A 22,722-nucleotide genomic window follows, 5' to 3' on the forward strand; every position below is an offset into this window, starting at 1 on the left:
TTGTCCGGAAACATCACCGTGAAAAACAAAGCGGGACTGGCGGTGGATGTTTCTCCTTCTGACTTGGCCGCCGGAAATCACCCTTTGGGAGCAACCAACACCATCATCCTTGAAGGTGGATCAAAATTTGAAATCAGTGGCGCAAAGACCTCTCTCGGGCTGTCGGGGCGTGAATTCGCAACCAGTGGAACGGGCAACACCAGCCGGGTGGACTTTACCGGAACAGCGGCTGACATCCGTCCCCCCGACGGGCAGCTCAACAACCTGAACATTAATCCCAATCCACAGGTCAACAATGTCATTAACACCGCGATTCAATGGGTCGGCAAGGTGGAGATCAATGCGGCGGGAGCCTACACTTTCTTTGCCAGCTCTGATGACGGCAGCAGAGTTTTCATCGACGGACAACTCGTGCTCAACAACGATGGTGGCAAAGGCAGCACCGACCTTTCCAGCAAACCAATTTTTCTTTCGTCGGGGTTGCACGACATCCGGGTTGATTATGTGCAGGGTGGTGGCGGAGCGAACATTAATCTGGGCTACGCCGGACCCGACACGCAAGGTGCCAACGGGCAGGTGCGCGTGGCGATCCCCCCTAGCGCGCTGTATCAAGCGGATGTGAATCAACTGGCCAGGGCGAGCAGCGCCTTGCAGCTCGGAAATCGATTGAATGTGACCGGGAATGCCCTGGTTGACATGCGCAACGCGAACTTCAGCTCAGCGCAGCTTGGTCGGTTGCAAATCAACAATGGAACAACACTGACGGTGAAGTCCACCACACTTACGGGGAACGAGGTAGTGGGTGACGGGGCGGGTTTTGGCAGGACTTTGAGATTTGGCGAAACGTCGGGCGATCCGACCATCTTTGGCACACCCTTGTCCGTGGGCACCCAAAGTGTCACAATCGCCTCGGACGTGAATGTGGCGTTTGACGGCGTTGTCTCCGACGAGGGACGTGCGATGACGATCCAGAAAACGGGGGCGGGCTGGCTTTACTTCAACCAGACCGCAAGCGCGAACACCTTGGGAAGCTCCAGCAGCATTCTGATGACGGGGAATACAGCGACCCAAAACGCATCGTTCGGCAGCTATGACAGCACCTTCTATCGCAGCACGCTGACCACTACGGGCGGCACTGCGGGTCTTTCGCTCGGCATGACGGTGAGCGGCGCTGGCATACCCGCCGGCTCGGTCATCATTGATATCGTGGACTCTTCGACATTCAAAATTGCTGGCAACGCATCGGCTCTGCAGCCGGGCACGAGCCTCACCTTCTCCAAGAATCCCACCTTGGTGCTCACGGGTGCTCCCGGCGGCAATAATCCGATCGGCTCCGCAGGAGTGGTGCTGGCGGGCGGAAATCTGGTGCTGGACTCGAAGGGGGCGACCGCCGCAGGCATCGGGCCGGTGTTTAACAACCAGATCACCGTGAATCAAAACGCGGTCATCCAGTCCGTGGCGAACGCGTCCACCCTCACGCTCGGGGGCAACATCGCCATCGCGGCAAGCAAGACGCTGGTGCTGGATGCGATTGCCGGCGGACAGCCAGCGACCGATCCTGGTGCGAATTTGATAGTCTCCGGAGGCATCACTGGAGACAACACCACGTCTCTGGTGATCCGCTCCACCCAGATGAATGCGGGCACAACCATCAGCGCGATCAACGCTTTGGCAAGGGGGGTGGTGCAGCAGACGGGTTTTGCAGCGCAGGGCGGCATCGTGACGCTGACCGGCAACAATTCCGGCTTCAATGGCACGCTAAACTTTGAGGCTGGATCAAATCTACGAGTGGAAGGTGTCAGCGCCTTGTCAGGCAAGACATTCGTGATGGCGGGCGGCACCCTGCAGCTTCTTGACGACGCCGATGGAACGGGAAGCACGCAGAATCTTGCCTTCAATCACGCCATCACGATGACGGGAAATTCCACGCTCACGATTGGGCGAACCGCCACGTCGCAGGCGCCTTTTTTCCAGCAGGCATCGAACAAGCGGGCGCAAATCGCCAGTCTGAGCATCGGGCGGCAGGCCTTGACCGTTGCGAACAACAACGGTTATGGACTTCAGGTGACCGGGACCACCACTCTCACCGGGACGCCCACCTTCACAGTCAACAACGCCACGGGTTCCAACGTGCTGCAAGGACTGCATCTCGCCGGTCAGGTGACGGGGGCAGCCAGCATGCTAAAAAATGGAACAGGCACACTGGTGCTCGGCGATGCCGCCAATTCTTTTGGCGGAGCGGTGAGTTTTTCCGCTTTCGGTTCCGGCGGGACTTTGACCGTCGAAAGCGTTAACAATCTTGTGACAGGTCAGCGGCTGCAGACCAGTGGCGGCATCAGCGCCGGAACGAGCGTGACGGCGATCAATCTTCAGAATTTCGCAGGTAGCGCTGCATCGGGCGCCACCGTCATCACGCTTGCGGCGGCGGGTGCTTTTGCGGTCGGCATGCCGGTGAGCGGTGCTGGCATTCCTGCGGGCACGACCGTCATCGCCATCGATAATAACGTCACCAACACCACCACGGGAGACACCTTCTTCAATCCCAACCAGGTTTCTACTGTCCAAGGCGGAACGGGTAGTTTTCGGGTGGGCATGCCAGTGACCGGCACCGGCATCCCCGCAGGCACGGTGGTGGCTGAGATCATAGACGGAAGCACGTTGAGGCTTAGCCAGAACATCACCCAAGACAATCCCACCTTGGTTCGCCGGCAGGTGACACTCAGCCAGGCCGCCACTGCAAGTGACCCGACTTTGGTTCGCTCGCAGCTGACGCTCAACCAGGACGTTGCCGCCGGGGGTACCCAAACAGTGAATGCCAACTCGATGGTGAATGTGTCCGGAGGCGTGCTGGCGTTCAGCAGTGACGGAGCCTTGGGGGCCGCGACCAATGAAATCCTGGTCAATACGAATTCCGCCACGGCCGGTTTGAGGGCGGACGGCACGTTCTTCATCCCAAACACACGCACGATCATTCTCAACCAGGCCAACAACTCCTTCGAGGTGACTGCTGGAAACACCGTGACGATGGATGGAGCCTTCACGATCCCGAATGCAATTAACAACCTGCAAAAGAACAACCGGGGGACGTTGCTGCTCACTCAGTCACAAGGTGCTTGGAATGGCAATCTCACCGTGGGGCAAGGCGTGGTCCAGATCAACAACGCCGCAGCGTTGGGGAGCACCGGATCGTTCAACTTGTCCAACAACACGGCCACATCCGCCACGCTGATCGCCAACGTCGCCGCGGCACTTGAATTGACGGGTGGCATCACCGTCTCGGAGGCCTTGGTCTTCACGCCGGGCAATAATAACACCTCCAACGGCATCAATGGCAACGGAGCGCTGCGCAGCGTTTCTGGTGCCAACATCTGGGGTGGCACTATCAGCTTCTCCGGGGCCAGCGGTGCTGACAACCAGATGCGTGCGGCAACCATTGGGGTCGATGCAGGCTCCACGCTGGCCATCAACGGGGTGATGACCGGTCGCGTGGGCACCACAGGCGGCGGGCGCGGCGCTTGGTTTGGCCTGGTCGGGTCGGGTGACGGCACGATCAACAGCGCAATGGCTTTTGACGGCAATCTTGCCAACGGCGCTTTCTCCCTTGTCAAAGCCGGTTCCGGGACATGGACTCTGGCGTCGGCCAATGCCTTCAATGGACAGAGTGTGTATGTCAACCAAGGGGTTCTCTCGGTTGCATCCACCCTGGGTGTTCCTGGGGCTAATGGCGGAGCGGGAACCGTGTTTGTGACACCTGGTGGCACGCTCCTTCTGAACTATGATAACAACGGCTCAGTTGCCGTCGCCAGCAGTTCAACTAGCAGTACCATTGTAACGCTGGGCAGCCCCGCCGGCTCTAATCTCATGGTGGGCACGTCTCTGCTCGGTTCCACTGTGGCGTCCATCTCAGTGGACAGGTTGACAGTGACGCTTGCGGCCAATGCCAATGCCAACATTTCTTCATCGACATCGACACCTTTTAGCAATCCAGCCAACCGCTTGAGCAACCGCGCCCTGAATCTGTACGGCGGCACCCTCAGTCTGGTTGGAAACAGTGGAGTGGCGACCAATGAAACCACCACAAGCACGCTGACCTTGAACTCTGGTCACAGCATCATCACGCTGGCGGCTGGAACAGGACAGCAACTCAACCTCACCACCGGGGCGGTGACGCGGAATTCCGGCAGCACGGTGCTGTTCCGCGGCAGCAATCTGGGGGGCGCAGCAGGTGCAAACACAGCGACCATCCAAGCAACGGGCACGGGTTATGTCTTCGTCGGTCAGACCGGCGCGGCCGGAACCACCAACAAAGGCATCCTGCCCTATGCGATCATTGACGCGACGGCGGGCGGTTCGGGCACCTCTTTTGCCACCGCCGACACTGTGAATGGCTTGCTGCGACCGCTGGCCGCCGGCGAAATGGTCACCACCCTGAGCAACAACCTGGGTGGCGTGGCGACTCCGCTAAATGTTTCCCTCACCAGCAGCACCCCCGGAGTGGCAAATGCGTTGACTGGAAACACCATGACCATCAACTCGCTTACGTTGAACAGCGGCGGCGGCACCTCCATCACCTCCGCGCAGAGCCTCATCTTGGACAGCGGTGGCGTCCTCGCCTTCGGTGGCAATGCGGGCATCAGCGGGGGCCGGCTCTCCACCTCCAGCAATCGCCAGTTCATTTTCCATGTGCTTGGGGATTTGACCTTATCCTCTGTCATGCATGGTTCCACCGGAGGTCTGGCGAAGTCCGGAACTGGGGTCATGACGCTGACCAGCCAGCAATTCTACAGCGGCCTGACATCAGTCAATCAAGGGACGCTCAAGCTGGCAGGTGGCACGAACACCTTGTTTTTCAATAATGAGCTCTTGCTGCAGGGCGGCTCGCTTGACCTCAACGGCAACGCGCAGGTGGTCAATTCGTTGCGTTTGGACACCGCTGTCGCCCAGAATGCCAACTTAGCGCCTGGACTTGGCGGCAGCGTGGTCAACAACGCTGGCAGCCAGGCTATCCTGGGGATAGTCCATGGAGGGTTGAGCGATAACAACGCCGCTAGCTTTTCCGGCACGATCAACGGCAATGTGGCTTTGGTTCGTTCGACCAACGGCGGCACCACCCCTAACACCGGTACCTTCACCGACTGGAACCTGTACACCGCCAACACCTACACGGGTCCCACCATTCTCAATGGCGGACGCACCCAGTTGTTGGGCACTGCAACGCTCGGAAGCACCGCCTCCTCATCCTCCATTGAGATCAGCCAGGCCACGCTGTTGATCGCCAACAACAACGCCACCAGCATCCTCGATCAGCAGGTGGACAACCGGGTGAGCGACACGGCTCCAATTCTTATGCGGGGCGGCATGCTGCAGTACCGCGCTCGCAATGGCTTTGAGGCGACGGAGGCGTTTGGCGCTCTGACATTGGGGCAGGGCAACAGCATCATCGACGTCGCCGAGCCTGGCACGGGCATCAACAGTTCCACCGCCACCTTCACCAGCCTGGCACGGCAGGCTGGATCGCGGGCGACGCTGCGCTTTTTCAATGTGGACGGTGCGCCTGGCAGTCTGGCCCGGGTTTTCGCTGCCAGCCTCAACGGGGTGCCCACAACGAATGTCGGGGACGGTTTGAGCAATCATCTCATTGGCGGCTGGGCTGTGTTTGAGCGTGAATTCGCCAGCTACACACCCGGAACAGGCGTGGGAGCGCTGAATGGTTCGGGGTATGCCGGATATTCTCCCAACACCCTCAACACAGGAACAGCCACTGAAAATATCCGTCTGACCTTCCCTGATATTGCATCAACCGGGGCGGTCGGCACCAATCTGCTCACCATCGCCAGCACCACGGGATTGAGCGTGGGTGATGCTGTCTTGGGCAACGGCATCCCTGCCAACGCAAAGGTGGCATCCATTGTCAACGGAACCCAGTTCACCATCGACACGACCTTGGGGAGCGCCAATCCAACGTTGAATCTGCCAAAGACTGTGTCGCTCACAGCGGATCGCACGATCAACAGCCTGGCGATGGTCGTTTCAGGTGACAGCACGCTTGATCTGGGCGGCTACACTCTCAATCTTTCCAGCGGCGGTCTCATTGCTTCCCAAGGCTTCAGCACCACAAACGCCCAAGTCAACGTCGTCACCAGTTCGACCTCCAGCAACCTGGTCGAACTGGCCAGCGTGCCACAGAACTTGGTCGTCGGATCCACCTTGCTCGGGCGCACGGTCACCGCCATCAACGGATTGAATGTGACGCTTGATGGGAATGCGAACACCACGAGTTCAACACCGACATTGCGTGACTATGTCAGCGGCCTCGTCATGCCGATTACCATTCAGAATGGCAATTTGACGGCGGGGTCAGGAGCCGCCGATCTTTATTTACATGCGATCGGTTATGTGAACGGCAACGGCAATGTTCAGAATCGTGATGTGTTTGTTGACGCAAATATCGTCAACAACGGCACGGGTGCCGTGACGCTTGTGCTCAATGGCACGGAAGGGCGCGGTTCCTTCGCGGGGATTAGCGACTTCCGCACGAATGAGCTGGTGCTGCGGGGCAACAACACCTACACGGGCGGCACCTTCGTGAACGCGGGTTTTGTGGTGCTCAAGTCGGCCGGACAGGCCCTTGGCACCGGGGATGTGACCATCACCGGCGGTGCCAGCACCAACGGCACAACTTTCCAGGAGCGGTCCACCACCGTGGTGCTTGGCGCATCAAGCCAGATGGCCAGCACGGCCACGCTGACCATGCTTGGCGGTTCAGCTTTGGAGTTGAACGGTTTCAACCAGACACTGGGCGCCCTCATCTTCGACAACACAGGCGGAAACACGCCCTGGTTGCATGCGGGGTATGGTGCGCTCACTCTCAACGGGAATGTGACCGCGGACTCGTCCAATCTCGGCAGCACCTCGACCATCACTTCAGGCATCGTTTATTCCAGAACTATAAACGGCAGCGCCACGGTCTCCGTGGACAGCACCGCAGGGCTGGCGCTCGGCACCGTGGTGACCGGAACAGGCATCCCCGGCGGTGCCTACATCACCGCCATTAACAGCGCGACGTCTTTCACCCTCTCCTCCAACGCCACGACCACTGGAAACAATCCGCTGACTTATGCGGGGCTGGGTTCCGTCAATCTGGGGGCCTCCACTCGCACTTTTGATGTGGATGCTGTAAAAGCCAATGGGGTCAGCCTTGCTCCGTTGCTGCCCACTTTGAACGTCTCCGCTGTCATGACCGGCACTGCCGGCATCACCAAGACCGGAGATGGACTGCTGCAGCTTGGAGGCGCCAGCACCTTCAGTGGCGGGGTTAATGTGTCGTCCGGGGGCATTCTCGTCGCCGCCAGCAGCATCTTCAACACCGGCACCGCTGGCGGCGTGTCCGCAGGGCCGCTGGGCACCGGGACGGTGACACTCACTGCCGGCACACGCCTTCTTTCAAACGGGAACTTCACCATTGGCAACAACGTGACGGCCAACGGAAATTTCAACTTTGACAGCACGGTGGCCGCAGGCACCAACCTGACCCTCAGCGGCACGGTGACACTTCCAGGCACGCTCACCATTGATGTCAACAATCCCGGCATGACCGCCGCTTTGGGCACCATCAGCCGCTCAGGCGGGGCGGGAGTCATCAACATCACAAAGACCGGCCTTGGAACGCTGGCCTTGGGAGCCATGACAGCCGGCAACACGGTCAGTCTGGCCCTCAATGGCGGTAGCCTCTCCCTGCTTCACGATGGTGATGGCACCGGATCTCGACAGACAATCAATTCCGGTGTGACGCTCACGCCTTCCGGGGCGGTGAACCTGACCGTGGGCCGCCTCGGTGGCACCTACGTCCCGCTTTTCACCAACGCATCGAACAAGACGCTGCAGATGGCCGCTTTCACGCTGAACGGCCCGCTTTCCGTGACCAATAACAACGGCTACGGCTTGGAGATCACCGGTGCTGCCACCTTGGGCTCTTCACAGATCATCAGTGTCGCCAATGCATCGGATTCCAATGTGGTCGCAGGCCTCACGTTCTCAGGGGCGGTCGGTGGCTCTTCTGGAATCGTGAAAACAGGCTCGGGAACGCTGGCCCTGACTGGAACGAATGGCTTCACCGGTACGCTGGACGTTCAGGGCGGTGTCCTGGCTGTCAGCAGCGATGCCGCGCTGGGTAATGCGGCCAACCAAGTGGCGTTGAACATCAATGCCGCGACTGGCGCGGGGCTGCGGGCCACTGGAACGTTTGCAACCAGCCGTTTGATCCAGCTTAATCGCGCCAGCAATGCCATCGAAGTCACGGCTGGCAACACGCTGACATTAAACTCCACCTTCACCTTGGGCGCGGTCAGCAATGCCCTGCGCAAGAATGACAACGGCACCTTGGTGCTGGCTGCCGCGAACAGCACGTGGACTGGCACGTTGACCATCGGTGCCGGTGCTGTCCGGGTCAACAACGCGAGCGCCTTGGGGACGACTGCTGGCAACACGGTGGTAACTGGCACCGGGGCGGCCCTGCAACTCGGCGGGGTGACGATTGCGGAGCCTGTTGCGCTGAACGGTACCGGGATCAATGGCGCCGGGGCTTTGCAGGCTGTGTCAGGAACGAGTACGGTCAGCGGCGCCGTCACCCTGCAGTCTGCGACGACGATCGGCGCGGATGCTGGAACGACGCTGAATCTCACCGGTGCATTGAGCAGCGCGCAGGCGTTGACCTTTACCGTAGGCGCGGGCGGAACGATCAACAAAACTGGCACGGCCATCGGTGCGGTCAGTTCCATCACCAAGCAAGGCAACGGCACCCTGACGCTCGGTGTGACCAGCGGGTCCTTTGTGGGCGCGCTGACAGTCAACGAGGGAACCTTTACGATGAACTCGGGCGTCACCATTGGCGGAACAAGCACGATCACCGTCCAAGGCCCTTCCGGCGTTTTGAACTGGTTGGGCGGGCTCGACCATGTGACCGGTGCCCGCCCGCTGACGCTCGCTGGCGGGACATTCACTGTGTCTGGTGGCACCGGCTCCACCGAGACGATGGGGGCGCTCACCACGATCCGCGGAGCTACGAACGTGTTCAACTTCAATCCGGGTGGCACCAGCACTCTGACTTTTGACCGGTGGAATAACAACGGCGACTCAAGCACCAGCTTCGTCGGGGCATCCCTCGGCACGGCGACGAACCAGATCCTTTTCAGCAACGCCCCCGGAACGGTGAACACCGCGGGCATGATCAACAACTTGCTGCAGCGTGCCACGATCACGGTCGGAGGAGCCACGGACTTCGCCTCCTACAACCACAACGGCACGGCCGCCAATACGAACGGCATCCAGGCGTTCACCGGTTACAACATTGGCAACAACATCGACACCGCCGCCGCCGCCGATACTCTGAACATCACCGCCACTCCGACTTTTGCCGGGACGACCAACCGGACAGTCAATGCGATCAAGATCAGCGGAGTAGGTGGATATACGATTGGGAATGGAATCACGGCGCAAGGGGCGACATTGACGCTGACAGCGGGTGCGATTTTGAACGTCGGTGGGAATAATACTCTGGGGGCCGTCAGCGCAGCCAGCCCGCTGCGTGTGCAGTTCAACACCCAGGCCTATCTGGCGGTGGAGTCCGGAAGAACACTCACCAGCAATGCGTTGCTCACCGGCACGGGTGGTTTTGTCAAAGACCTCGCGGGCACCCTGATCATCAACGCGCCGGGTAACCGCGCCGGTCTTGCCAACATCAGCGGACAGACCCTCACGGGCAACTTTGTGATCAACGCCGGCACGGTCAGACTTGGCGGCGGTAACAACACCCTCACGCCAAACCAATTCCTCATTGTTGCGCCGGGCGCGACGCTGGACTTGAACGGAACCGCTCAGTTCATCTTTGGCACGCGTGGCGACGGGGCGGCCCTCAGGGGCAATGCGGGCACGATCACCACCACGGGCGGGGCGTCGGCGCTGATCATCGGGGCAGACAACGGGGGCGTGAACTTTGGCGGACAGATCACGGGCAATGTCGGGCTGCTCAAGGGTAGCGGGCAGACTTACAATTTCCTCAACGACAACACCTACGCGGGTCCGACTGTGTTCGCCGGTGGTACCAATGTACTGATCGACGGCGGCAGGCTCAGTGCCACTTCCTCGATTGGCGTGAACTACGCCCAGTTGCAGTTGAACGACAACGCGAATTTCGCGACTGCTGGCCGTCTGAATTCGGCACAGATCACCCTGCGCGGCGGTTCTCTTGTTTATCAAGGTCGTGTGCAGGCCGAAACATCCCAGTCCGTGGGGAATGTGATCCTGGCGGAAGGTTACAACATGATCCAGTCAGCCGTGGGCGGCACGGGCATTAACTCAGCCACCTTGAATCTTGCCGCGCTTTCCAGATCCTTTGATTCGACGGCCACTGTGCGCTTCCCTGAGAATGGCGCGACAGGCCTTGGAGTGATCGGCAACAACGCGCGCATCCTGATCACCACCCTCAACGGGTCCTCCACTAGCACCGTCGGCGGCGGATTGACCAACAACCTCATCGGCCCTTGGGCGGTGGTGGACCGCGAATGGGCCAGCTACATCCCGGACCTTGGAGTCGGCAATTTGAACCGGGCAGGTTTTGCCGGTTATTCAGTCAACACCCTCAATGGCACCCCCCTGGCCACGGACAACATCCGCGCCACAGGCAGCATTGGTCCGCTTTATTCCGACGTCACCATCAATACCTTTGCGCTCGTAAACCCTGGTGCCGCGCAGACGACTGTGAATCTGGGTGGCCGCAAACTCACCCTTCAGGGAGGTGGTTTGCTGCTGGCGCACAGTGGCGACAACCGCAACATCAGCATCACCAGCGGTACGGTCACCAGCGGCCTCTTGAACAACGCCAGTGACCTGTACATTCACGCCTTGCCTTATGGTGGCACCAATCGCACGGCGATCATGGACGCGGCGATTATCAACAACGGCTCTGGAGCGGTCCGCTTAGTGTTCTCCGGCAGCGACGGCGCGGCCAATTTGACGCTCAACGGGACGAACACTTACACTGGCGGGACCGTCGTCAATGGCGGTGTCTTGATTGTCGGATCAACGGGGACCTTGGGCACCGGCGGCATCATCATCAATGGCGGTCACCAGTCCGGCAGTGGCATTCTTGCCCAGCAAGCGGGCGGGGTGATCAGTTCCACCAACACCGTGACCGTCAACGGCACCGGATTGATGGTGCTTGCCGGAGCCCAGACTCTGCAAGGACTGGTGTTCAATGGCAATGGCGGAGGCGGGGCCTCCCCCACGGTCAGCACAGGCGAAGGCCTGCTGACCATCGGGTCCGGCGGCATCGTGTCGAATCCATTCAACCCGGCTGCTACTCCGCTCGTGGTCGGACGCGTTGATTTGGGGACCTCTGCGAACATCGTCACGGTCAACACCTTCGATTTCAACGGTTTCACCAACTACGCTCCCACCACTGCCGGACTCATCCTCGGCGGGCTTCTCGGTTCCTCTGGAGGCTTTACCAAAAACGGCGCTGGCTTGCTGCAGATCAACCAATCCACCTTCACCGGGGCGGTCAATGTGACGGCGGGTGGCATACTTTCCGGCGCGGCCAACAGTGGATCGCGTTTTTCCACACTGCAGCTCGGGGCGGGGACAAACCTCAATCTCAATGGCCAGAACACCATCTGGGGCGCCCTGTCTGGAAGCGGCGCGGTGATCAACAGCGCTGCGAATTCTCCCACGCTGACGGTGGGCTTCAACAACGCGGACACCACCTTCTCCGGCCAGATCAACCGTTTCAACGACGCCACTCCGAACGCGGTGAATCTCACCAAGACCGGCACCGGCACGATGACCGTGGACGTCACCCAGAGCGCCACGGCAGCATCCACCGGCACGGTGACCGTTGCTGGAGGCGGGATCACATACTCCGGAGCCAATGGCAGGGCCTTGATGCCCACCCAGACTGTCATGGAAGGCGGTGTGCTCACGCTCGACAATACCGCCACCGCAGTCAGCGGCCGTCTGGCGTCTCCGCTTACAGGCGGAGCCAACACTCTGAACATCAATGGCGGTCAGTTTGTCATTTTGCCGAACGCCAGCACCAGTGTGACCGAAACGCTCTCGACCCTGACTGTTGGCGCGGGAGCAGGTGAGATGTTGCTTGATGCGGTGACAAACTCCGGGATCACCCTGAACGTGACGACTCTCACCAACGTGCAGACGGGTGGCACGCTCTGGCTTCGGGGAGATTTTAATCCGGCCGGTGGAAACACGGTCAATAATTTCGCTCGTGTGTTCGTGACCAACTTCAACACCGTCGGCGGCCAGGGTGGGGGCGCCAATGGCAGCACGACGATGACGATCCGTCCGGACATGATCGGCTCGGCAGTGGACGGCAGCGGCCTGTCGTTCATCACGAGGGACTCGGTGACAACCAACCTGTTGCGCCCGCTGGCTTCCAATGAGGTTTCCGCGTCCCTCATCAATAGCTCGATCACCAACATTTCCCTCAGCAGCAATGCAACGATGTCTTTTAGCCAGAACATCAACAGCCTGATGCTCAACAGTGGCGGCGGCATCAGCAATGGCAACGTGGCTGCTTTTGGCAAATTCAATTCGTCTGCAACGCTGCTCACTGAAAACGTCCGCACGGGTGGCGTGATCGCCTTTGAAGGAAACGCCGGCCTCAATCTGCCCGCCATCAACAGCCTCAGCGGATTCTTCGTCTTCCATACGATCGGGGACGCGACCACACTCGCCGTCAATGGTCATGTTGGCAATGCGAACGGAGGCGGTTTGTGGAAGTCAGGCACGGGAACGCTGCGGCTCAATGCACGTTCTTTCTACACCGGGCAGACGACGGTCAATGAAGGCACGCTGGTGCTCAATGGCGGTGACAACACCATCGTGTTGTCGTCCAGCGCCACGGCGGGCATCTACCAGAACCTGCTCATGAACGGTGGCACGCTGGACTTGAACGGCACGAATCAGATGTTGGGCACGCTCTTCACCACCAATCCGCTGGCCGTTGGTGGCACCGTGACCAACACTTCCGGCACCGCTGTGACCCTGCGCACCAACACGGGGAACAACACCTTCGCGGGCGTGCTCGCCGGGAATCTGAGCTACGAGCAGTCCGGCGGCGGCTCCCTCGTCTTCAGCAACCAAAGCACCTACACGGGAACCACGGTGGTCCGTGGCGGTGCCCTGATCCTGCGTGACAACGGCGCGCTTGCCGGCACCAGTGCTGTCGCCGTGAACTACGCCACCTTGGACTGGGACAATACCGGCCTGAATCCTCTGGGCGGTGACAATCCAGAACGCCTGGGCGCCTCGAAGCCTGTTTCCTTGCAGGGCGGCGCGCTGACCATTCGTGGCGGCGGCTCGGCGGACACCGCGGTATCGCTGAACAGCCTGGCCATCCTTCGCGGCGGCAGCACGGTGAACATTGTTCCCACCTTCAATGCGGGCAGCGCGGTTCAACTGACCCTCGGAAACATCGTCCGTGCCTCCGGTGACCATGGTGTGGTCAACTTTGTGGCTGGCAACGGTTTCGGCATGGGCGGATCGGGCAACAACAACAATGCCCGCGTGCTCGTCTCCGCCATCAACGGCGCCGGTTTCGCCGCCAGCCAGATGACCAACAATCTCGTGGGCGGATGGGCTGTGGTGAATGGCGACAGCTTTGCCACTTATCTCGACGGCGTCGGTCTCGGCGCCCTCGGCAGCACGGTGGGTGGAAATGCGTTTGCTGGTGGCAATGTATTCCCCGGCTACAACGGCGGGGACATCACCGCAACGGGCACCCAGGCCTCCTGGAACATCAATGATGGCAGCAACCGCACGCTGACCGCCTCCAAGACCATCAACTCGCTGCGCATGGCTCCTGGCGGGGCGCAGACCATCACGCTCGGCAACGGCACGACTCCCGTCACGTTGACTTTTGGGGTTGGTCTGCTGACAAACTCCGGACAGGCCATGGCCATTACTTCCGGCAATGTTTCTTCCGCGATCACCGGGGCCGGGTCGGAACTTTTTGTTTTCACCAATCAGGGAGCCACGGCGATCAACACCCAGATCACCGGTGCGGTTGATCTGGTGAAGAGTGGCGGCGGCACCCTGGTTCTTGGCACTGCCAACATTTCGGGCACCGACACGCCTTCAAACAACTACACCGGGGAAACACATGTGAATCAGGGCACCCTTTTCCTGAATGCGGCGGCTTCGCGCATCATGATCCCGGGGGATCTCGTCATCAACAACGCCACGGTTGCCTTTGCCAACGCCAACATGTTCAATGCGACCACCGGGCAGATCGCAGCGACCAGCAATGTGACTCTCAATGGCGGTGCGACACTGAGTTTCTTTGGTTACAACGGGGCCACGACCACGACGCTGAACAGCCTCACCTTCAACAATGATGGCGGCACCACCCAGCCGGGCGTTCGTTTCAACTCCCCCACCGCGCTGCATACCTTGGTGCTCTCGGGCGCGAATGCCATCACCGTGGTCAATGACAACCTCGGCACCAGTCCCATCATTGCTGCTGCCGCCACAGCGGCCAATTCTGCCTTGCAGTTCAGCAATGTGGCACCGGTCATCAATGTTTCTGGTGTTGCGCCGGTTGGCCTCGTGATCTCCGCGCCCATCACGAGCTCCGCGGGTGCGCTCAGCAAAACGGGCGTTGGATCGCTCTCTCTCACGGGTGCCAGCACCTACGCCTCCGGGTTCAATCTGAATGCCGGCACGCTCATTCTGGGCATCAACTCGGCCGGAGTGCCGGGCGCGCTGACCAGCGGCGCGGTTGGCACCGGAACGCTCGCGATCGCCGCAGGCACCACCGTGCAGGGGGGCAGCCTGTCGTCGTTGACGAACTCCACGACGGTTCTCAATTCCCCTTACGTCACGGTTTCCAGCACGGCGGCGCTTTCGGTGGGGCAATTGGTCTTCGGCAACGGCATCGTGCCTGGGGCCTACATCACGAGCATCACGAACGGCACCCAGTTTGTGTTGTCCGCGAACGCCAATTTCGCCGCAACGACATCGACCTTGAGTTTCTCGAATGTCACGGGCAACGCCATCTCGATCAACGGAGACTTCTCCATCGGCGGCGTGGATGCCGGCCAAAGTCTGGCGCTGACGGGTGCGGTGAATCTCGGATCAGCGACACGCTCCATCAATGTGGCCAATCCTTACGCCACGGCTGTCATCAGTGGAAAAGTGTCGGGCGCCGGCGCTGGACTCACCAAGACGGGCAACGGAGTCCTCATGCTGACCAACAACACCAACGACTACACCGGAGCCACGACGATCAATGGTGGTGTTCTGCGTCTTGGCATGACCAGCAACAACGCCTCCGGCGCCGGTGCCGGCAATGTGCTGCCCTCCGGCACTGCCGTCACGGTGGCGCAGGGCGGGGTGCTCGACCTGGGCGGCCGAAACCAGACCATCGCCTCGTTGTCGGGGGGCGGTCTTGTGACGAATAGCGCCACCGTCACGGGAACGGGGTTCCTTTCCAACAAAGGGGTGCTGAGCACGTTGACCGTGGGCGATGCCAACAATACCACCTTCTCCGGGGTGCTCACGGCGGCCAACACCGGCAATTTGAGACTCGTCAAAGTGGGCGGCGGTGAATTGCAGCTCACTGGTTTGAGCAACTTCTCCGGCACCGGCCCGGGCGATCTGTCCACCCCGGGTTCACTGCGTATCAATGCCACCACCACCGCGGGCAGCGCGGTTGTGAATCTGACGGGCGGATCGACGACGGCGGGCCTTTTTGTGGGAATGTCCACCACTGGGGACGGCAACCCCAACACCCCGGATGGTCTGACGATCGCCAGCATCCAAAGTGCCACGCAGTTCACGCTGAATTCCGGCGTTGGTGTCACTGGCGGAAGCAGCACCTCGACATTGACTACGGCCAGCACCGCGAACGCGGTGAGCTTCAAGGCCACCACCAACGCAGGCAACGCTGTGGTCACCCTCACCTCCGGCACCACCGCCGGCATGTTTGTCGGCATGTCCTTGGCCGGCAGCGGCAATCCCAACATTCCAGAAGGAGCCACCATCGCCAGCATCCAGAGCCCGACGCAGTTCACCTTGAGCACTGGAACCGGGGTTCTGGCCGGCACGGGGGTGGACACGGCCGCCAACGCGCTACAGCTCAGGGCGACCACCACATCGGGCAATGCGGTGGTCAATCTCACGAATGGAACGACAACGGCCGGCATGTTCGTCGGCATGTCCCTTGCCAACAGCGGCAATGCGAACATCCCGGGCGGAGCTACCGTGGCCAGCATTCAAAGCGCAACGCAGTTCACCTTGAGCGTGAATGCGACTGGAAACGGCACGGGCGTGGTCACCAACGTGGCTCCTTTGGCTTACAGGACCATCACCACCGCAGGCGACTCTCTCGTAACGTTGACCTCAGGGTCCACGGCGAACTTCTACGTCGGCATGCCTGTGTCGGGAAATCCGAACATTCCGGCCGGTGCCACGGTCGCCAGCATCATTGATTCCACCCGATTCACCATCAGCGCGAATGCAACGGGCTCCAGCATCGGTCTGGCCACCACGAGCATCTTGGGCGGCACTCTCAGTGTCAGCAGTCTGGGCAACGGCGGTGCCGCCAGCGGCATTGGTGCCGGCAGCACTGCTGCCTCGGCCCTGCTGATTGATGGAGGCACTCTGAAATATACTGGAGGCGTCACCAGCACGAACCGCAGTTTCACCATTGGCAGGAACGTGGCTGGCGCGACGGCCACCATTGATGCCTCCGGCACCGGGGCGCTAACCTTCACATCAGGCGCGCTTGCCTATGGCAACCCGAACCAAACGCGCAACCTGGTTCTGACGGGCACCTCGGCGCCTGGCATCATCAACACCTTCGGCCGGACAATTGCCAACAATGGCACAGGTGCCACATCCCTGACCAAAAACGGCACCAACACCTGGGCGCTGACGGCTGCGAACAGCTACACAGGGGCCACCAATGTGAACGCGGGCACTTTGGTGCTTTCGGGTGGTTCGCTTGGCAACACCGCCATCAGTGTCGCCTCGGGCGCCACCCTCAGTCCTTTGGCTGCCTCCTACAATGCCGGCACCACAACGGCCGGCTCTGCCGGGGCCACGCTCAATCTCGCCGCTGGCTCCACCCTGAGCATGGCCAACAATGCGGTGGGAACCTTCAATCTCCAGCAACAGACGACCTTTGCCGGCACCGCCATGACCATCGGCGCGGCCAGCGGCGCGCCGGTGAACATGTTCTTCGACATCGGTGGTGCCAATAACAATGACATCGACCGCATCATCGTCACCAAAGGGGTCACGCTCAACGCCAGCGGCGTCGAAATCACTGTGAATCCGCTTTCCACGATCACCAGCATCGCGGTGGCCGGGCCTCCAGGGTCTCCGCAGAACTACAACCTGATCTCGGGCCTGAGCTTCACGGGCTCGGCGTTCAGTCTCAGCAGCAACGGCCTTCTCCTTGGATCCCAGGATGTGCTAGGCAACATCAGTTCAACGATTAACCCAATGGTGATCACGGGTCTGGCCAGCACCGCTGGTTTGAACATCGGCATGCAGGTCACAGGCAACGGGATTCCTGTCGGCACCACCATCACGGCTGTGGGCGCGAACTCGGTGACGATCTCCCAGGCGGCCACCAGCACGATCTCCAACAACGAATTGAACTTTGCCAATGCTTACAGGCTCACACTCAACACAACCGGCACCCAACTGCGCTTGGGTGTGGAGACGACAACGTCAACCAGCCGCTACTGGACTGGCGGGTTGAGCGCCACCTGGGACACGCCTAACAACTGGAACACGCAAGCCAATGGGCTCGGTGTGACCGGTGTGCCCGGGGTGGTGGACAGCGTCTTTATGACGGCTGCTACCGCCACGCGGCTGGCCACCACGCTCGGCGCGAACATCCAGATCGGCAGGCTCACCTTTACCGGCACTGGTACTTCCGCAGCCACCGGTTCAGTGTCGATCAGCGGCGCGCCTGGGGCGGACAGGCTCCTCATCGGCGCGGGCGGCATTGTGGTGAATGCTGGTTCGGGCGCTCACACCATCAACTCCAGCGTCAATGTCAGGCTGGCTTCGAACCAGACTTGGAACATCGGCAACGCGGCCGCCAACGCACTCACGGTCAACGCGCTCGTCAGCGATATCGGCGCGGGCATGGATCTCACCAAGGCCGGCACGGGCACCCTGAAGCTCAACAACACAGCCAACACCTACCGCGGCATCACCCGCATCAGCGGTGGTGTGCTGGAGGTGATGGCTTTGGCCAACGGTGGCACCAGCAGCAGCATCGGCTCCGCGGCGGATGACGCTGTGAACCTCGTCATCACGGGTAATGCCACCCTGAGCTACAAGGGAGCCGGTGGTACCACCGACCGCCTCTTCTCCATCGGCACCGGGGGCGGCACCATTGACTCCTCGGGCACGGGAGCCGTGATCTTCAACGGCATCGGTGCCATGGGCTTCGACGGCGTCACCACCGCCCGCACCCTGACCCTCAATGCGGCCGCTGGCACGGGGAACAACACTCTGATGGTGGCCCTCGGCAACAACACTGGCGCCACCTCCCTCACCAAGACCGGTGCGGGCACCTGGGTGCTCTCTCCCGGCAATGGTCTCACTGGAGTCGCCGGAACCATCAATGGTACCGCCACCGTTACCGCCGACGCCACCGGTCTGGTCGTGAACCAGCTTGTTTCCGGCGCGGGCATCAAGCCTGGTTCTATCGTCACGGCCATCGCCGGCGACTTGCTCAGCTTCACCTTGAACCAGACCACCGAGGCCATGGCTCCGGCTGAGACGCTGAATCTCACCCTGCCTGGCCACACTCTCGTGGTGAACGACAAGACCGATGCCGACGGCACGCTCAATCCGGAGGGTGAGTACACGGTCACCGCGGTCAACGTCAACGACGTCACTCTCTTCAAGCCTGCCGAGACCAGCCGGAGCATCGCCTTCGACGCCGCGGCCGGCAACGGCTACACCGGCGTGACAAACATCAATGGCGGTGTGCTGAGTGTCGCCGACTTGAAGAACGGCGGCATCGCCAGCACCATCGGCGCTTCCAGCAACGCGGCGGCGAATCTGGTGCTCAACACAGGCACGCTGCGCTACACCGGGGCTGGGTCCACCACCGACCGCCTCTTCACCCTCACCACCAGTGGCACGATCGAGGCCAATGGCACTGGCGCGCTCGTCTTCTCCAGCACTGGAACACTTGGAGGCAGTGGCACGCTGACCTTGAGGGGTACGAGTGATGTGGCGCTGCTCAACACGCTCACACCGGTGCTCGCCGGTACCAGCTCAATCATCAAGACCGATGCCAATACCTGGGTGCTCGCCGGCAACAATACCTACACCGGCACCACGACCATCTCCGAAGGCACCGTGAGGGCTTCCAAGATCGTTGTGAGCAGTGGCAACAGCAATCTGGGCAACGCGACATCCGCTGTGGTGCTCGGAGGAGCCGCCACACAAGGCACGCTGGTTTACACCGGCACCACCGCGACCTACACGCGTGGCTTCACGGTGAACGCGGGCGGCGGTCGCCTCGATGCCGCCACCAGCGGACAGACTCTGACTGTTGGCACCGGCGGCGTCGCCACTGCTGGAGTCTTCACTGTGGGCGGGGCGGGGAACACGACGATCAACAGCACCATCACGGGTGCTGGCAGCCTCGTCAAGGCAGACGCCGGAGGCCTGATCCTAGGCAGTGCCACCAACAGCTACGCCGGGACCACCACGGTCAACGGTGGCGTTCTTCAAGTCGGTGCAGGTGCCCGCACAGGCAGCGGAGCCACCATTGTGAACAACGGAGGCACTCTGGCAGGGAACGGCACTGTCAATGGCACCGCAGGCACCTTGGTCAACAGCTTCCTCGACGGCACCAACCATGTGTTCAACAGCGGTGCTCTTCTCAGCCCGGGAACCAACTTTGGCGCGGACCGCAGCACTTTGGCCTTCACGGGCAACCTGGTGCTCAACGACGGCTCCTCCGCGCTTTTCCAAATCAATCAGGCCACGTTGAACCAGAACGCCGCCATCGTCGCGGCCCTGAACGCCAACACTTACGATTCCATCGGCGGCTATCGTGACTCCAATTACCTCTTGTGGGACGCCACGGCGATCACCGCCGGTCGACATGACTACATCTCGGTCAACGGCCAGATCACCCTCGGTCAGGCCACCATCACCATTCAGGATGTGAACAACTACCTCACCCAGGCCAACACTTCCGGGAAGGCCCAGGTGGGTGACATCTTCAATCTCGGTGCCTGGCTGGACAACAGCGCGCTTTCCACCTTCGACGCGGGCACCAACTACCGCACCGGCGGCTCGGGCGGCGGCAATCTCATCCTGCCAACCCTCGGCGGCGGCCTCGTGTATGACGTGAGCCTGTTCAACGACTACGGCATCATCGTCGCCATCACGAAGCCCGGTGTCGTGCCGGTGCTGATGAACAGCCTGCACCTTCAGCGCAGCGGCTCCTGGAACACGGCCGCCAACTGGCGTCCCAACTCCGTCGCCAATTCCCTGGGTGCCATCGTCAACCTGACCAGCAATGTCGGCACGGGCGGAGGGGCATCAGGAGGACAACCCGCCAACGGCGGTCTGCATGCCACCATCACCCTGGATGGCAGCAAGAGGGTGGGTGTCCTCGCCATCGGCGATCAGGACAACACGCACCGCTTCGAAATCGTCCGCGGTGCCGGCACGGGCAGCCTCATCTTCAACAATGGGGAGTATGGCCGCGCCCTGCTGAGCAAGGTGCAGTCCAACAGCACCACCGTGGGTGTGGACATGATCACGGCGCCGGTCATCCTCGAAAGCAACCTGCGTGTGAACGTCAACTCCGGTGGTGCCACCGCCCGCATGGACATCAGCGGTGCCATCTCCCAGGCCGTGGGCTCGACTTTTGGCATTGACTACATGGGAGCGGGGCGCGCCACGATCACCGGAGCCACCGCCAACACCTACACGGGCCTCACGACGGTCTTCAGCCGTGGTTTTGGGGATGCGGGGAACCCGCAGTTGGTTCTTGCAAAGACCACCAGCAGTGTCAGCGCCACGCCGGTTGGCACCACCCAGCAGGTATCCAGCGCAGTCACCACCGCCTCCAGCACCACGGTGAATCTGGCGTCTGGAAACACGAATAACTTCTACATCGGCATGCCGGTCACGGGGCATCCCAACATCCCGGCAGGGGCCACAGTGACGCAGATCAACAACGCCACCCAGTTTGTCATTTCGCTGGCAGCCACGGGTGCGGCTACCGCCAACGCGACCTTCGACACCCGCCGCATGGTCAATGTGGCCAGCACCACCGGCATGTATGCTGGAATGGTCATCAACGGACATCCCAGCATCCCGAACGGCACGGTCGTCCAGGCCGTGAAGAACCAGACGCAGATCGTCCTTTCAGCCGACGCCACCGGGGGCACCGCAAGCAGTGCAACCTTTGGAACCTACGTCGCGAATGGTGCCGTCCCCGGTGACCTGAAGATCGGCAACATCAGCATGGGCGGGCTGGGCAGCACCGTGGTGCATCTCGGTGCCAGCGAGCAGATCGCCAACACCTCGCTCCTCAGCTTCGATGCAGGCAATGGCGCGGGATCCACTGGCAATAATGGCAACAACTCCTACTTCAAACTCATGGGCTTCAGCGAGACGATCCGCGCCTTGTCCGACTACACCGCCAGCGGCGTGGTGGAGAACCTGGAGGGTGAAGGCGGTTCGGCCAACAGCACGCTGACCTTGAACACCAGCGGCACGAACTACTTCAACGGTTTCCTGCGCGACCGTGCCAACAATGCGGGCAGCGGAGTCCTGAGTCTGGCTCTCTCCGGCAATGGCACGCAGGTGCTCGCGCTCGGCAACATCAGCTACACTGGCAGCACCCTCATCAACTCCGGAGCCACCCTTGTGCTCGAAAGCGCCACGAGCTTTGGCAGCGGCGTGGGCAATGCGGGCCCCTCCGCCATCGGCTCGCGCACCATCAGCAACAACGGCACCTTGGGATTCCGCATCACCAACGGCGCCAGTTGGGGCTTCAATCGCGTGGTTTCCGGCACGGGCGGCATTGTGCGCGATGGCGGAACAGGCACCCTGACCTTGAACCTCAGCGGCGCGGTCAACTCCTCCTGGGTCTCCGGAAACACCACGGTGACTGTTCCCAGCACGACGGGACTGGTGGCAGGCATGATGGTTTCCGGCACGGGGATCCCCACCGGCGCCGCGATCCAGCAGATCCTCAGTCCGACGACCTTCCAGCTTTCTGCCGCGCCCACCGCTGCCGGTACCAATGTGGGCCTGGTCTATGGATCCGCCGCGATCGCCGCCTCCAGCTTCACCACCACCGGTACCACGGTTACGGTGGCCGACACGTCCGGCCTGAAGGCTGGTTTGAATGTTCACGGCGCCGGGATCCCTCTGGGTGCCAAGATTCAGGCAATTCTCGGAGCCAATTCCTACCAGCTTTCGGTCACACCCACCGCGGCGTTAACCGGAGTGAACTTGATTTATGGCGCCGCCCCAGTGGGAGGCGGTATGCAGGTGCTCGATGGCGGCACTACGTTTTTCACCGCTCCCACCGTAATTTCCGGCGGCGGCTTCTATATTCGCGGCCTCGAGGCGCTCACCACGGTGAGTTGGAGTTCCCCCGTCGCTGTGCTCGGCGGCGGTCTCACCCTGCAAGGCACGGGGGAC

At 61.2% G+C, this 22,722-nt stretch carries 1 protein-coding gene (cut by a window edge); it reads left to right on the forward strand.

The annotated features are described in order from the left end of the window. Nucleotides 1-22,722 carry the 5' portion of an autotransporter-associated beta strand repeat-containing protein gene (locus ACILSE_RS00475; RefSeq protein ID WP_395715370.1) on the forward strand. Its footprint extends 9,531 nt past the window's final position, so 22,722 of the gene's 32,253 nt are visible here — the first part of the coding sequence; the start codon lies at nucleotides 1-3; the stop codon falls past the right edge of the window.

The sequence above is a fragment of the Prosthecobacter sp. genome (assembly GCF_044236155.1).
GTDB lineage: Bacteria > Verrucomicrobiota > Verrucomicrobiia > Verrucomicrobiales > Verrucomicrobiaceae > Prosthecobacter.